General features: G+C 62.4%; 16 protein-coding genes. 8 read left to right on the top strand and 8 right to left on the bottom strand.

Annotated features, from left to right (window positions below; translation table 11 throughout):
* The 8 genes from crcB to BSG08_RS09135 all read left to right on the top strand — a co-directional run bounded on the left by crcB (position 1) and on the right by BSG08_RS09135 (position 7,437).
* The gene (crcB, locus tag BSG08_RS09170) at positions 1-378 is read left to right on the top strand and encodes a fluoride efflux transporter CrcB (protein ID WP_093035505.1); all 378 of its coding nucleotides are present in this window, start codon (positions 1-3) and stop codon (positions 376-378) included.
* Complete coding sequence (locus tag BSG08_RS09165; protein ID WP_093035502.1) at positions 375-1,418, top strand: RluA family pseudouridine synthase; 1,044 nt, start codon at positions 375-377, stop codon at positions 1,416-1,418. Before crcB ends, BSG08_RS09165 begins: the two co-directional genes overlap by 4 nt.
* Positions 1,415-2,089 carry an HAD-IA family hydrolase gene (locus BSG08_RS09160; protein WP_093035499.1) on the top strand — a complete coding sequence of 225 codons (675 nt, stop codon included), beginning with the start codon at positions 1,415-1,417 and terminating at the stop codon, positions 2,087-2,089. Before BSG08_RS09165 ends, BSG08_RS09160 begins: the two co-directional genes overlap by 4 nt.
* A 4-nt stretch (positions 2,090-2,093) precedes the next feature.
* A complete protein-coding gene (locus BSG08_RS09155; protein ID WP_093035496.1) occupies positions 2,094-2,804 on the top strand; it encodes an ATP12 family chaperone protein in 711 nt (236 codons plus the stop codon).
* Positions 2,805-3,011: 207 nt separating this feature from the next.
* Positions 3,012-4,031 carry an amino acid ABC transporter substrate-binding protein gene (locus BSG08_RS09150; protein WP_093035493.1) on the top strand — a complete coding sequence of 340 codons (1,020 nt, stop codon included), beginning with the start codon at positions 3,012-3,014 and terminating at the stop codon, positions 4,029-4,031.
* 116 nt (positions 4,032-4,147) lie between these two features.
* Positions 4,148-5,362 (top strand): amino acid ABC transporter permease, encoded by a 1,215-nt coding sequence (locus BSG08_RS09145; protein ID WP_093035490.1) that lies wholly within the window; start codon positions 4,148-4,150, stop codon positions 5,360-5,362.
* Between the two features lie 3 nt (positions 5,363-5,365).
* Positions 5,366-6,655, top strand: a complete 1,290-nt coding sequence (locus tag BSG08_RS09140) for an amino acid ABC transporter permease (protein ID WP_093035487.1) — start codon at positions 5,366-5,368, stop codon at positions 6,653-6,655.
* 14 nt (positions 6,656-6,669) lie between these two features.
* Entirely contained in the window at positions 6,670-7,437 is a 768-nt protein-coding gene (locus tag BSG08_RS09135; RefSeq protein WP_093035484.1) for an amino acid ABC transporter ATP-binding protein, read from the top strand.
* Between the two features lie 81 nt (positions 7,438-7,518).
* Here BSG08_RS09135 and BSG08_RS09130 read toward each other — a convergent pair whose 3' ends face one another.
* From BSG08_RS09130 to ttcA, 8 genes are all read right to left on the bottom strand, one after another.
* A complete protein-coding gene (locus BSG08_RS09130) occupies positions 7,519-8,007 on the bottom strand; it encodes a SixA phosphatase family protein (protein WP_093035481.1) in 489 nt (162 codons plus the stop codon).
* Positions 8,004-8,639 (bottom strand): ferredoxin, encoded by a 636-nt coding sequence (locus BSG08_RS09125; protein WP_093035478.1) that lies wholly within the window; start codon positions 8,637-8,639, stop codon positions 8,004-8,006. The genes BSG08_RS09130 and BSG08_RS09125 overlap by 4 nt, the downstream gene beginning before the upstream one ends.
* A complete protein-coding gene (locus tag BSG08_RS09120) occupies positions 8,639-9,433 on the bottom strand; it encodes a sterol desaturase family protein (protein WP_093035475.1) in 795 nt (264 codons plus the stop codon). The genes BSG08_RS09125 and BSG08_RS09120 overlap by 1 nt, the downstream gene beginning before the upstream one ends.
* A gap of 63 nt (positions 9,434-9,496) precedes the next feature.
* Positions 9,497-10,360 carry an acetylglutamate kinase gene (gene argB, locus BSG08_RS09115; protein WP_093035472.1) on the bottom strand — a complete coding sequence of 288 codons (864 nt, stop codon included), beginning with the start codon at positions 10,358-10,360 and terminating at the stop codon, positions 9,497-9,499.
* A 66-nt stretch (positions 10,361-10,426) separates the two neighbouring features.
* The gene (gene yihA, locus BSG08_RS09110) at positions 10,427-11,077 is read right to left on the bottom strand and encodes a ribosome biogenesis GTP-binding protein YihA/YsxC (RefSeq protein WP_093035469.1); all 651 of its coding nucleotides are present in this window, start codon (positions 11,075-11,077) and stop codon (positions 10,427-10,429) included.
* Positions 11,077-11,820: an MOSC domain-containing protein gene (locus BSG08_RS09105; protein ID WP_093035465.1), complete on the bottom strand. Its 744-nt coding sequence runs from the start codon at positions 11,818-11,820 to the stop codon at positions 11,077-11,079. Before BSG08_RS09105 ends, yihA begins: the two co-directional genes overlap by 1 nt.
* A complete protein-coding gene (gene yidC / locus BSG08_RS09100; RefSeq protein ID WP_093035462.1) occupies positions 11,817-13,658 on the bottom strand; it encodes a membrane protein insertase YidC in 1,842 nt (613 codons plus the stop codon). Before yidC ends, BSG08_RS09105 begins: the two co-directional genes overlap by 4 nt.
* A gap of 138 nt (positions 13,659-13,796) precedes the next feature.
* Positions 13,797-14,666 carry a tRNA 2-thiocytidine(32) synthetase TtcA gene (ttcA, locus tag BSG08_RS09095; protein ID WP_093035459.1) on the bottom strand — a complete coding sequence of 290 codons (870 nt, stop codon included), beginning with the start codon at positions 14,664-14,666 and terminating at the stop codon, positions 13,797-13,799.
* Positions 14,667-15,090 lie beyond the last annotated feature (424 nt).

Genomic DNA, 15,090 nt, shown 5'->3' with positions numbered 1-15,090 from the left:
ATGATGACGAGCTTTCTTCAGGTGGCGGTCGGCGGCGCAATCGGGTCGTGCCTGCGCTTTGGTGTGGGGCTAGCGATGTTGCGGTTGACCGGACCCGGCTTTCCGCTTGGCGTGCTGACGGTGAATATCGTCGGCTCTTTCCTGATGGGGGTGATGATGGTCCTGTCGCTGCATCGGGACCTGGGACATCTCAACCCTTTGCTGATGACCGGGCTTCTGGGTGGGTTCACCACATTTTCCGCCTTTTCGGTGGAGGCGTTCACGCTTTATGAGCGCGGGCAGGCGGCTGCGGCGGCGATCTATGTCGCGCTGTCGGTCGTGCTGTCGATCGGGGCACTGGTGCTGGGCGCGGCGCTGACGCGGGCGGCAGTCGCATGAGCGGCGTGCAGACCCGCACGGTCGGGCCGGACGAGGGCGATCAGCGGCTGGATCGCTGGCTGCGGCGTCTATTCCCGCATGTCGGGCAGGTGCAGATCGAGAAGATGTGCCGCAAGGGTGAGGTGCGCGTCGATGGCGGACGGGTCAAACCCGCGACCCGGCTGGAGGCCGGGCAAAGCGTGCGCATCCCGCCGCTGCCTGACAGTGACGAACGGCCCACCGGGCAGGCGGCGCGGATCAGCCCGGCGGATGCAAAGATGATCCAGTCCTGCGTGATCTACCGCGACGATCACATCATCGCGCTGAACAAGCCGCCGGGCCTGCCGGTGCAGGGTGGCAGCAAACAGGCGCGGCATGTGGACGGGCTGGCCGAGGCGCTGCGTTTTGGCGCGGAGGAAAAGCCCCGGCTGGTGCATCGGTTGGACAAGGACACGTCGGGTGTGCTGCTGCTCGCGCGCACCCGCGAGGCGGCCAAGGGGCTGACGGCTGCGTTCCGGCATCGTGCGACGCGCAAGATCTACTGGGCCGCGGTCGCCGGTGTGCCGACGCCGCGCATGGGCACGATCCGCTACGCCCTCGTCAAGGCGCCGGGACACGGGGCGGGCGGCGAGGGCGAGAAAATGCTCTGCATCCATCCGCGCGAGGTTGAAAGCACGCCGGGCGCCAAGCCCGCGACCACCGATTATGCGGTGATCGAGGCGGCGGGCGGGCGCACCGCGTGGATGGCGCTCATTCCGGTGACGGGGCGGACGCATCAGTTGCGCGCGCATATGGCCGAGATCGGGCATCCCATCGTGGGCGATGGCAAATATGGCGGTTCGGGGCAGGAAAACCTTGGCGATGGCTGGGGCGCGCAACTGGGCGGCGATGTCAGCCGCAAGCTGCATCTGCACGCCCGCTCGCTCAGGATCGAGCATCCGGTGACCCGCTCCGTCCTGCATGTCACCGCACCGCTGCCGGAACATATGACCCGCACCTGGGGTCTGTTCCAGTGGATGCCGTCCGAGGCCCCGGAGGATCCGCTGGAGGATATGGCATGAGCCGCCCCGAACGCCTGATCATGTTCGATGTCGATGGCACGTTGGTGGACAGCCAGGGGGACATTCTGGCGGCGATGACCCATGCCTTCGAGCGCGCGGATCACGCGCCGCCGCTGCGAGAGGCTGTGCTGGGCATCGTCGGCCTCTCGCTTGATGTGGCGATCCCGCGCCTTGCCCCGCACCTGACGGACGAGATGCACGGATGCATCGTTGGCTGGTACAAGGAGGCCTATATGGGCCTGCGTGCGCAGTCCGGGGTGGTGCAATCTTCGCCGCTCTATCCGCATGCGCTGGACACGCTCCGGGCGCTGCATGCCGCAGAGGGCAATCTGCTGGGCGTGGCCACCGGAAAATCGGCGCGGGGGCTGGACAAGCTGTTGGACGGGCATGACCTGCGGTCCTATTTCGTGACCCGCCAGGTGGCGGATCATCACCCGTCCAAGCCGCATCCTTCCATGCTGCTCGCGGCCCTGGCCGAAACCGGGGTCGCGTCGGAGAATGCGGTGATGATCGGCGACACCAGCTTTGACATGGAAATGGCGCGGGCGGCGGGCATCGCCGGGATCGGGGTCGCCTGGGGTTATCACCGGCCCGAGGCATTGGGCACGGCGTGCGCCATAGCGCGCGATTTCCGCGACCTGCCTGGCCTGATCGACAAGGTTTGGGGATGAACGCATGAGCGGGTGGGCTGCCAGGCGGTTCTGGAAAGAGGCCTGCGTTGTCGGGGTGCCGGGTGGCTATACCGTTCATCTTGACGGACGCCCCCTGCGTACACCGGCCAAGGTCGCTCTGATCGTGCCGACACGCGCGCTGGCAGAGGTGATCGCTGCGGAGTGGCAGACGCAGGAGGGACGAATCGACCCCGATACGATGCCTTTCACCCGCTCGGCCAATGCCGCGCTCGACAAGGTGGCCGTACAGAAGGCCGAGGTGGTGCAGATGCTTGCCGCCTATGGCGACAGCGATCTGATCTGCTATCGCGCCCAAAGTCCGGCGGAACTGGTGGCGCGGCAGGCCGAAGCCTGGGATCCGCTGCTGAATTGGGCCGAATCGGCCCTTGCAGCACGCCTGTCCTCGGTTGTGGGGGTGGTGCATGTCCCCCAGAGGGCGGAAGCGCTGGAGAATCTGCATGCGCGGGTGGCGGCGCTAGATATCTGGGCGCTGACGGCGTTTCACGATCTTGTGAGTCTCAGCGGATCACTGGTGATCGGTTTTGCCGTGCTGGAGGGGTTGCACGCGCCGGAGGACCTCTGGCGGCTGTCCCGGATTGACGAAACCTGGCAGGAAGAGCAATGGGGTAGCGACGAAGAGGCGAGATGTATGGCGCTGAGGAAAGAATCTGACTTTCTGCACGCCAAACGCTTTCACGATCTTTCGCGATTGTGACGGACCTGGGCGGGAAAGCAGAGCTGACCACGCGGAAACCCCGGGCCGGACATTGGTTTTTGTGAACAAAGACTTGACGTTTCGTGATGAATCCACACAAACTTGCTGGCACTGATGGGGGCTATCGTCCCGCAAACAGTGTCACTCCGGCCTGCGAGGGCCGAACGAACCGCCCTCGAAAGGGTGGACAATCAGGAAGAGGTAAACATGAAACGAACCGTATTTTTGGGCACGCTGACCGTTGCGGGTCTTGCTGCAGGGGCATCCGCCGCGGCCACGCTTGACGACGTGAAGGCCCGTGGCAAGCTGAACTGCGGCGTGACCACCGGCCTCGTCGGCTTTGCAGCCCCCGATGCCAACGGCGTTTGGGAAGGCTTTGACGTGGCCGTGTGCCGCGCCGTGGCTGCCGCCGTTCTGGGGGATGCGTCCGCCGTCGAATTCGTGCCGACCACTGGCAAGACCCGCTTTACCGCTCTGGCCTCCGGCGAGATCGACATGCTGGCGCGCAACACCACATGGACCTTCTCGCGCGACACCGACCTCAAGTTCGATTTCGTCGGTGTCAACTACTACGACGGTCAGGGCTTTCTGGTTCCCAAGTCGCTGGGCGTAAGCTCGGCCAAGGAACTGGATGGCGCAACCGTATGTATCCAGACCGGCACCACGACAGAGCTGAACCTGGCGGATTTCTTCCGGGCCAACAACATCAGCTATGAGCCGGTTCCGATCGAAACCAACGCTGAAGGCCAGCAGCAGTATCTGGCCGGGGCCTGCGACACCTACACCACCGACGCTTCGGGTCTTGCCTCGACCCGTGCCGCGTTCGAGAATCCGGGCGATCACGTGATCCTGCCGGAAATCATCTCGAAAGAGCCGCTGGGTCCGCTTGTGCGCCATGGCGACAACGACTGGGGCGACATCGTCCGCTGGACGCTGAACGCGCTGATCTCGGCCGAAGAACTGGGCGTGACGAGCGCGAATGTGGCGGAACTGGGATCGGCTCCGGGTGGGAACCCGGAAATCAATCGTCTGCTGGGCACCGAGGGTGACCTTGGCGCGATGGTCGGCCTCGACAATGACTGGGCCAAGCGGGCGATTGCGGCGGTCGGCAACTATGGCGAAGTGTTCGAAAAGAACATCGGGGAAAAGACACCGATCGGTCTGGCGCGCGGCCTGAACGCGCAATGGACTGATGGCGGCATCCTCTACTCGCCGCCTTTCCGGTAAGACCGGATGGCGAAGGGCGCGGGTCATTCCGCGCCCTTTTCACCTGACGACAAATAAATCGGCCCACGGTGCAATCGCCGATAAAAAACCGGGTCGAGAAACAGGGAACATCCCAGATGACAACGATGACCGACCCCCCAAGGGCGTCGTTTCAGCTTTCTTCGCTGATCTACGATACCCGGTATCGCTCTTACACCTTTCAGTTCATCGCGCTTGTGCTGCTGATGCTGTTGATCGGCTATCTCGGCATGAACCTGATCCAGAACCTTGCGTCGCAGGGTCAGGACATCTCTTACCGATTCCTCGGTGAGCCATCCAATTATGACATCAACCAGCGACCGATCGAGTATGACAGCCGCTCGACCCATCTGCGCGCGTCCATCGTGGGTGTGCTCAACACGCTGATCGTGGCTTTTCTCGGCTGTATCACGGCGACGCTGTTCGGGGTGACGGCAGGGATTCTTCGGCTTTCGCCCAACTGGTTGGTGCGCAAGCTGATGGCGATCTATGTCGAAGCATTCCGCAACGTGCCGGTGCTGATCTGGATCCTGATCATCTTTACCATCATGACGGCGGTGATGCCCGCGCCCAATCAATTCCGTGGGGAGGATGCGAGCGCGTCGATGCTGTTTGACTCCTTTGCGTTCACAAATCGTGGCGTGTATACGCCGGCACCGATCTGGGGGCCGGGTTCGCTTGTGGTGGTGCTGGTCTTTCTGGCGTCAATCTTTGGGGTGTTCTACTATCGCCACTACGCGACCAAGCTGCTTTATGATACGGGGCGGCTCTTGCCGATGGGCTGGCCGTCGCTGGTGATCCTGTTCGTGCCGACGATCCTGATCTATTTCATCATGGGACGACCGATCTCGCTCGATTATCCCGAACTGCGCGGCTTCAATTTTGGCGGGGGGCTGCATATTCGCGGCTCGCTGATCGCGCTCTGGTTCGCCCTGGCGATCTATACCGGTGCGTTCATCGCGGAAAACGTGCGTGCGGGTATTCAGGCGGTCAGCCGGGGGCAGACAGAGGCCGCAGCCTCGCTGGGACTTCGTCCGCGCCGTATCATGAATCTCGTGATCCTGCCACAGGCGCTCCGGGTGATCATTCCGCCGCTGATCTCGCAATATCTGAACCTGACCAAGAACTCGTCTCTGGCCATTGCCGTGGGCTATATGGATGTAACCGGCACTCTGGGGGGTATCACGCTGAACCAGACAGGTCGGGCGATCGAGAGCGTGCTTTTGCTGATGTTGTTCTATCTGACGATCTCGCTCAGCATCTCGGCTGTGATGAACGTCTATAACAACAGCATCAAACTCAAGGAGCGTTGAGCTATGTCGCGTGAACAACTGTCTTTCGTGCGCTCGCATATGCTGCCGGAGGCGCCGCCACCCACTGCGGAAACCGGAGCTATCAAGTGGCTGCGCGAAAATCTCTTTTCGTCACCGGCCAATACATTGCTTACGCTGGTATCGGCCTATGTGATATTCAAGATCGTCATGGGCGCGGCACCCTGGTTCATCAATGGCATCTGGGATAGCCCCAGCCTGACGGCCTGCCGCGAGATTCTGGGCGGCAAGGTCGGCGGCTGTTTTGCGGTTCTGACCGAGCGCTGGAACCAACTGCTGTTCGGGTTCAAATATCCGCCTGAGCTTTACTGGCGCCCGACGCTTGCCTTTGTGCTGCTGTTCGTGGCGGTGGCGCCTGTGCTCTTCATCAAGTATCTTCCACGCAAGCTCCTGGTGTTTACCGGGCTTTATCCCTTTATCGCCTTCTGGCTGATCTGGGGCGGGCCGATTGCAACGCCGGTCTTTGCGCTGCTTGGCGTTCTGGTTGGTATTTTCGTCTATTTCCGCCTGCTGAGAACCAGCGCAGGCGTAGCGGTGATCGCCGGATTTCTGGCGGCACTGGTGTTCTGGATCCTTTCGGGATACCTCAAGGCGCCATTCGATGGGTTTCTGGCCATGGAGGCCGTAGCCTCGCGCGACATGGGCGGGTTCATGATCAATCTGATGTTGGGGGTTGTCTGCGTGTCGCTCTCGCTGCCGATCGGCATCCTTCTGGCGCTCGGGCGGCAATCGAGCATGCCGATCATAAAATGGATCTGCGTGGTCTTCATCGAGTTCATCCGCGGCGTGCCGCTGATCACGCTTCTTTTTGTCGCCAACGTGGTGCTGGCCTATTTCCTGCCGCCGGGTACGAATTTCGACCTGATCCTGCGGGTGATCATCATGATCACCATGTTCTCGTCGGCCTATATCGCCGAGGTGATCCGGGGTGGTCTCGCGGCGCTGCCGCGCGGGCAGTATGAGGCGGCTGACAGTCTGGGGCTGGATTACGCGCAGTCGATGCAGCTCATCATCCTGCCGCAGGCGCTCAAGATCTCGATCCCCGGCATCGTCAACGTGGCGGTGGGGCTCTTCAAGGATACGACGCTTGTTTCGGTCATTTCGATGTTCGACATCGTCGGCATGATCCGCGGACCGATCCTGGCCTCGCCGGAGTGGAACGGGGTCTATTGGGAAGTCTTTGGCTTTGCCTGTGTCCTGTTCTTCATCACCTGCTACGGCATTTCGCAATATTCCCAGTGGCTGGAGCGTCAGCTTCAGACCGATCATCGGTAAGGAGGGTCATACCTATGGCCGCAGAAACGCAAATGAAAATCTCCGATGAAGTTGCCATCGAGATCGTCAAGATGAACAAATGGTATGGCGCGTTCCATGTTCTACGCGATATCGACCTGACCGTTTATCAGGGCGAGCGGATCGTCATCGCGGGGCCGTCAGGATCGGGAAAATCGACGCTGATCCGTTGCATCAACGCGCTGGAAGAGCACCAGAAGGGGTCGATCAAGGTGGACGGAACGCTTCTGTCCAACGACCTCAAGAATATCGACAAGATCCGGTCAGAGGTTGGCATGGTGTTCCAGCACTTCAACCTCTTCCCGCATCTGACCATTCTGGAAAACTGCACCCTCGCGCCGATCTGGGTGCGCAAGATACCCAAGAAGGAGGCCGAGGAGATTGCGATGCATTTCCTCACCAAGGTCAAAATCCCCGAACAGGCGGACAAGTACCCCGGCCAGCTCTCGGGCGGTCAGCAGCAGCGGGTGGCGATAGCGCGTTCGCTTTGCATGCGGCCGCGCATCATGCTGTTTGACGAACCGACCTCGGCGCTCGATCCCGAGATGATCTCGGAGGTGCTCGACACCATGATCCAACTGGCCGAGGAAGGCATGACCATGATCTGCGTGACCCACGAGATGGGCTTTGCCCGCAAGGTGGCGAACCGGGTGATTTTCATGGATCAGGGACAGATCGTGGAACAGAACGAGCCTGAAGAGTTCTTCAACAACCCGCAATCGGACCGGACCAAGCTGTTCCTGAGTCAGATTCTGGGGCACTGAACGGGATCCGGAGCTGTCGTAGCCAAATGGACAAGACCAGGAAAAGGGGCGGCGCCGGGCCGCCCCTTTCATGTTGCACGCTCAGTCAAGTTCCCGCGGAATGACGAAGAAAAGCGGCATGCCGGTGCCAGGGCGGAGGTCGGACCAATCTGCGATATCGAAGCGCGCGATCAGCGTCGCGCCGGTCGGGTAGTCGTCAAAGCGCACGTGATCGGGGGGTATGGTGACAAGATGGTGCGCGAACTCCGCGATGCCGGGGTTGTGACCTATCATCAGAACGGTGTCGCCCGTCGCGCGGCGCAGGACGGTCAGCATCGCATCGGGCTCGGCCATATAGAGGCTGTCCAGCAGCTGGTGCATCTTTGGCAGTTTGAGCCGCGCACAGGTTTCCTGTGCGCGGGTGGCCGAGGAGCAGAGAATCTGATCGGGAAGGAGATTCTGCGCCCGCAGCCAGTCGCCAAGCGCTGTCGCCGAACGCTTGCCGCGCCCGTTGAGCGGACGGGCGTGATCGCTGAGGCGCGAATCGCCCCAGTCCGACTTGGCATGGCGCATCAGGATGAGAGTCTTCACTGGAAATATCCCATATGAAAGGCCGACTGCGTCTCTTGCCGGCCATAACGCTGACTGACCGGGCAGGCGCGGCGTACTGCGCAGCCGCGCGCCCGGCAATCATTGCCGGGACGGTCAAGATCGGCCTTGCAGGCGGGCACGTCATAGGCATCGGGGCCAAGGGCATCGACCGGACAGGCGTTGCGACAGGGCTGATCGGCACAGGCGTCACAGGGCGAGGCTCCGGTCTTGGGCAGGTCAAGCCGGTCGGTCAGGGCTAGGGCACCGCGATAGGAAACCATGAGCCCGGCGGTGTCATGCACCAGAAGGCCGACGGGCGAGGGCCAGGCGCGCCCGCTGCGCCGCGCCCAGCCGGTAAACGGCTGCCAGGGTGGGCCGCCAAAGGGAAAGAGCGCGGTCGCCCCAAGGTCTCTGGCCATTCCCCGGATCACCCGCTCTGACCAGCGGTTCATCGGGTCGGGCGCGCCGTCCGCATATTCCGGTGTGGCGGTGAAATGCGTCCAGAAACCCGGCTCTGACGGGCCAAGCAGGATCAGCGTCCGATGCCCCGGCACCTCGTCCGGCTCCAGATGCAGCGCGCCGAACAGGGCAAGGTGATGCGCGGCGGCCAGGGCCTTGAGGCGGGCCAGCATCACTTGCGCCGGAAGGGCAGGGCCAGCGCCCAGCCAAGGCGCGAGGGGCGATCGTCCTGCCATTCCAGTCCGACGGTCATTTCGTCATGGCCCCGCGACGGCTGCGCGACGTAGGTGTCGAACATCTGGTCCCAGATCGAGAGGGCAAAGCCATAGTTACTGTCATGCTCGCTGCGCAGGTTTGAATGATGCACGCGGTGCATGTCGGGGGTGACGAGAATCCTTCGAAGTACCTGGTCCAGCCAGAGCGGCAGGCGGATATTGGCGTGGTTGAACATCGCCGTGCCGTTCAGGATGATCTCGAACAGGACGATCCCGGCGGCGGGTGGCCCCAACAGATAGACCAGCCCGATCTTGAGCAGCATCGAAAAGGCGATCTCGACCGGGTGAAAGCGAATTGCCGTCGTGACATCAATATCGCGGTCGGCATGGTGAACCCGGTGAAAGCGCCACAGAAGCGGGATCTTGTGGGTGACAAGATGCTGCGCCCAGATCGCCAGGTCAAAGATCAGCACGGTCAGGGGAATGGTCAGCCAGAGCGGCAGGTCAAGTGCGTTGAACATGCCCCAACCCTGCGCCTGCGCATCTACCGCCGCCCCCACCGCCAGCAGCGGCAGGGCAAGCGCCAGCAGACGCAGGGTGATCGTGTCCAGGATTACGATGGCCCAGTTGGTGATCCAGCGGCTGCGGCGCGGCTGTGTGCGGACGCGCCGGGGTGCGAGCGCCTCGATCATCGCGAAGAGCGCGAAGAGACTAGCAAAGACGGACAGGCGAATGAGGGCTTCGTTTTCCATGACCGCAAATCTATCCCGTTTCGCCTCGCGCACAAGGTGGCGCAGCGCCTTGCCGCAGGGATGTCATCTGGCCCGGATCAGCGAGCCTGCGCCATGTTCTGTATAGAGTTCCAGAAGCGTTGCATTGGGTGCGCGGCCATCCAGGATGACGACGGCGCGCACGCCTCCCTCGATCGCGGCCAGCGCCGTTTCGGTCTTGGGGATCATACCGCCCGCGATCACGCCATCGCGGGTCATCTGACGGATCTGATCGGCGCTGAGTTCGGTCACAACCTGCCCCGAGGCATCGCGCACCCCGTCGATATCGGTCAGCAGCAGCAGGCGGTCCGCCTTGAGCGCGGCGGCGATCGCGCCAGCCGCCGTGTCACCGTTGATGTTGTATGTCTCGCCCGCGCGACCGGTGCCCAAGGGGGCGATCACCGGGATCATGTTGGCGTCAAATAGCGTGCGCAGGATTCTTGTGTCGATCTCCGACGGCTCGCCGACAAGGCCCAGATCGGGACTCGACGGGTTGCAGGTGATGAGATTGGCATCCTTGCCCGACAGGCCCACGGCGCGACCGCCTTGCCGGTTGATCGCCTGCACGATGCGCTTGTTGACGCGGCCCGAGAGCACCATTTCCACGACTTCCATCGTGGCTGTGTCGGTGACGCGCTTGCCGTTCACAAACTCGGATTTGATCGCCAGCTTGCCCAGCATCTCGTTGATCATCGGTCCACCGCCATGCACGATCACCGGATTGACGCCGACATGGCTCATTAGCACGACATCGCGGGCAAAGGTCTCCATCGCCTCGTCGCTGCCCATAGCATGACCGCCCAGCTTGATCACGACAATCGCGCCGGTATAGCGCTGCAGATAGGGCAACGCCTCGGAGAGGGTGCGGGCGGTGGCGATCCAGTCGCGGTTCATGTCTCTGGTCTTCATCCTCGGGATCCTCGTGTGTGCGCGTTTATCCCCGCAAGCGGACGCGCGCGCAAGGGGTTGTGTGGATCATTCCAGGGTGGCAATGGTGGCGCGCAGCGTGGCGATGCCCTCGCCCTTTTCGCTGGAGGTGAGGATCAGTTCGGGGAAGGCGGCGGGATGGGGGGCCAGGTTCTCGCGCACCTGCGCCAGCACGCGCTCGCGTTCCGCGGTGCTGATTTTGTCGGTCTTGGTCAGCACGCATTGAAAGGTCACGGCCGCGCTGTCCAGCAGGCGCATGATTTCCTCGTCCACCGGCTTGATCCCGTGGCGGGCATCGACCAGCACAAAGGCGCGGCGCAGGGTCTGCCGACCCGACAGATACTGCCTGAGCAGGGCCTGCCATTTCTGCACCACGGCGACCGGCGCATTGGCATAGCCATAGCCGGGCAGATCGACCAGATAACGACTGTCGCCCAGCGTGAAATAGTTGATTTCCTGCGTTCGGCCCGGCGTGTTCGAGGCGCGTGCCAGCGCTTTGCGACCGGTAATGGCATTGATCAGGCTGGATTTGCCGACGTTCGAGCGGCCCGCAAAGCACACCTCCAGCCGGTCGGCAGGTGGTAGGCCGGACATCGCCACGATGCCCTTGAGAAACTCTACCGGCCCGGCAAAGAGCTTGCGGCCCTGCTCTGCCGCCTCTTGATCCGGCTCTTGCGCAAGCGGGAAACGCAGCTGCATCAGAGCACCTCCAGCCGGTCACCGATCCCGATTTCGCCGGATTTCACAACCTCAGCGTAGATGCCGAAATCCTGATGGTCAAAGTGACGGTTGAGCGCGCCCAACGTGTCAAGATCGCGCAGGCCCGTTGCCGGGTTGGCGGTGGTCGCCAGACAGCGCCGGATCGGTTCGCGCACGGTCATTTCGGCGGTGCCGATGCGCAGGTGCCGGCCGATGAGATCGAATTCGGCCCAGGGGGCCAGTCCGTCAAGATGGATGTTGCAGCGCCAGCGCAGGGGCGAGACCTCAGCCCCCATCTTGGCCGCGAGATCGGCGTTGGAGGCGAGGTTGAGCAGGCTGACCGAGGGATAATCGGTATCGGTAAAGCCGCGTTCATCAAGCCGGTAAAGGCGCAAGGGTTGCGTGCCTCCGGGCGGCATCAGCGGGCGCACCCAATCGAGAAAGGCCTGCTGGTCGCGATCGGGGTGAAAGCATAGGTCCGGGCGGTCAGGGTGGGTAAGGGTGACGGTCTCTGATCTCTCATCGAGCCGGGCATTGATCGCCATGATCGTGCCGGTCTTCGAGCCGCGCGAGAAGTTGACGCAGGGGCCCCACTCGCCCTCGGTCAGGCGGGCGATTTCGAGCGCGACCGCCCAGAGGCGGTCGCCGGGCATGGCCTGACCGGCGGTGACGGACACCGAGGTGAGCGCCTCGCGCCCATGCCCCTTGATCGGGTGCCGCCAGAGGGCGCGAACCTCTGTCATTTTTTCTTTTTCGGTGCCTCAGGCACTGCCTTCTCCCGCTTGAAGCTTGACAGAATATTGCCGAAGACATCCGGTTTGTAGCCCTGGCTGCGCATGATCAGATATTGCTGGGCGAATGTGATCACGTTGTTGGCGATCCAGTAGAGCACGAGACCGCTGGCGAAACTGCCCAGCATGAACATGAAAACCCAGGGCATCCAGGCAAAGATCATCTTTTGCGTGGGATCGGTGGGCGATGGGTTCAGCTTTTGCTGGAGCCACATCGAGATACCGAGTCCGAGCGGCAGGATACCGATGAAGATCAGCGCGAGTATCGAGCCGGGCTCTGGCGAGGCCCAGGGGAAAACGCCCCAGAGGTTCAGGATCGACGAGGGATCGGGGGCCGAAAGATCCCGGATCCAGCCGACCCACGGCGCGTGGCGCAGTTCCAGCGTGACGAAGATCACCTTGTAGAGCGAAAAGAAGATCGGAATCTGCAACAGGATCGGCAGGCAGCCCGAGGCCGGATTGACCTTTTCCTTCTTGTAAAGCTCCATCATCTCTTTCTGGAGTTTCTGCCGGTCGTCGCCCGCGATCTCCTTGATCTTTTCCATCTGTGGCTGGAGTTCCTTCATCTTGGCCATCGAGACGTAGGATTTATATGCCAGCGGCAGCACCAGAGCCTTGATCAGCAGCGTCAGGGCAATGATCGACCAACCCATGTTGCCGATAACCGCGTTGAGCCAGTGCAGTGCCGCAAAAATCGGCTTGGTCAGAAAGAAAAACCAGCCCCAGTCGATGGAATCGAGGAAACGCTCGACCCCTTCCTCGTTCTGATAGTGCCGGATCGTGGCCCATTCCTTGGCCCCGGCAAACAAACGGGTTTCGGCGCTGGCGATCTGGCCCGGCGCCACGGTCTGCGTCGCCTGCACGGTTTCGGTCTGATAGATGCCGCGCTGCGGGTCATATTTGTTGACCGCCTTGAACGGGGCGCCCGAGGCGGGGATCAGCGTGGTCATCCAGTAGTGATCGGTAAATCCGGTCCAGCCGTTTTCCGTCACCTGCGTGACCTCCGCCGGGGCGCCCTCGCGCGGGTTGAACGCGTATTCCTCGACATCGTCATAATCGGTTTCGCTGAGCGTGCCGTCGGCCATGCCAATCAGCCCCTCATGAAGGATAAAGAAATTCTTGAGATCGTGAGGCTGCCCGTGTCGCGCGAGAATGCCGTAGGGCGCAAGACTGACCGGGTTTGTGCCGGTATTCTCGACCGACTGGCGCACCGAGAACATGAAATCCTCGTCAATGCTGATCTCGCGGCGGAAAATCAGGCCCGCACCGTTGTCCCAGACCAGCGTGACGGGGCTTGCGGGGGTAAGCGTGCTGCCACTCTCGACCTGCCAGAGCGTGTTGGCGCCGGGCACGCCCTCGGCCGTCAGCCCCGCACCGGGGGCCCAGCCGTAGAGGGCGTAATATGGCGCAGCACTGCCGACCGGCGCCAGCAGGCGCACGATATCGGCATCGGCGGCGATGGTTTCGCGATAGTTCTTGAGGAACAGATCGTCGATCCGCCCACCCTTGAGGGAGATCGTGCCCTGGAGGCTGGGGGTGTCGATGGTGAGCCGGGGCGCGTCCGGCGCGCTGTCCACTTCTGTGGTGGTCTGACCCGTGCCAGTTGCGGCGCTGTCGGCAACCACTGGATTGCCCGCGAGCGGGGCGCTCTGGTGGTCGCTGGCCGTGGGGACCGGGGCGCTGGGGTCGACCGAAGTGGGCTCAGGTGGCGGGAACACCACGAACCACACCAGGATCACTAGAAAACTGAGTGCTGTCGCAACGATCAGGTTCTTGTTTTGATCATCCATTGCCGATGGCCACTTGTCTGTTGCATGTCAGGGGGGTTCAACAGAGTGCGGACCCAAAGGTCAAGCGGATTCCGGGAGTTCAGCGCCGCCGAAGCGGATTTGTCGCTGCCATCACCCGCGAAGACCGGCGCGGATCGGTTAACGGAGTTTGGGCAGAGCTTCGGGATTTCCCTCGGGCTTGAGCGAACTTGTCCGCAGACCGGCGAAGTCGAACAGGCCCGAATCAAGTAGATGCGAGGGCCGCGCGTTCATCAGGGCGCGGAACATGACCTGGCGGCGGCCCGGCGAATTCGCTTCCCAGCGGTCGAGGATCTGCTTGACCTGCTGGCGTTGCAGCCCGTCCTGGCTGCCGCAGAGATCGCAAGGAATGATCGGGTAGTTCATCGCGCGGGCAAACCGCTCGCAATCGGCCTCGGCGACATGGGCGAGGGGGCGGTAGACGAACAGATCGCCTTCTTCGTTGACCAGTTTCGGGGGCATCGTCGCCAGCCGACCTCCGTGAAAGAGGTTCATGAAAAAGGTCTCCAGAATGTCGTCGCGGTGATGACCGAGAACGACCGCCGTGCAGCCCTCCTCGCGGGCGATGCGATAGAGATTTCCCCTTCTTAAACGGGAACATAGCGCGCAATAGGTGCGCCCGGCGGGCACCTTGTCCACGACGATGGAATAGGTGTCCTGATACTCGATGCGGTGGGGCACGCCGCGCTCTTTCAGGAACTCGGGCAGGACGGTGGCGGGAAATCCGGGTTGCCCCTGATCGAGATTGCAGGCGAGCAGTTCGACCGGCAGGAGGCCGCGCCATTGCAGTTCGTAAAGCACGGCGAGAAGGGTATAGCTGTCCTTGCCGCCCGAGAGGCAAACCAGCCATTTGCCGCCCGGTTCGACCATGCCGTATTGCTCGATCGCCTCGCGGGTGTGGCGGACGATGCGCTTGCGCAGCTTCTTGAATTCGGTGCTGGTGGGGGCACCGTGAAAGAGCGGATGGATCTCTTCGGTCTCGTCTAGCATGGGCTGGCTTTAGGGGTTTTGAGGGGTTCGCACAAGGGTGTGCAAGGGGCTGTCAAGCGTGCGGTGGGGTAAGGGTTGCGGGGATCTGGGGCGGGTATCGCGGGGGCGTGATGCGTACGCGGTGTGCAGGGCGGACACGCGAGATGTACGCAGCCGGTTTGCCGCAGGGCGGAGGATGGGGGCGCCGCCCCCGTCGCGCGCTGCGCGGCGACTCCCCCGAGGTATTTTCCGGCCAGATGAAATGGGGGTGGTGGGTGGTGGGAGTGGCGGCTTGGAGTTCGGAAGCTACATTCAGGCAGGCCGCAGCTAGGAAGGGGCCTTCCATGCTGCGGCATCACGGACGAGCCTACGCGGTCGCCCAAATAACCATGCTGCGAAAAACTGATTTGGTTGCCGTCATTGAACGGTAGTGGCCACCACACGC

Origin of the sequence: Roseovarius azorensis (assembly GCF_900109455.1) — a bacterium.
GTDB classification, from domain to species: Bacteria; Pseudomonadota; Alphaproteobacteria; order Rhodobacterales; family Rhodobacteraceae; genus Roseovarius; species Roseovarius azorensis.
The sequence above is the reverse complement of the archived record's forward strand: the minus strand, read 5'-3'. Positions and strand labels throughout refer to the sequence as shown.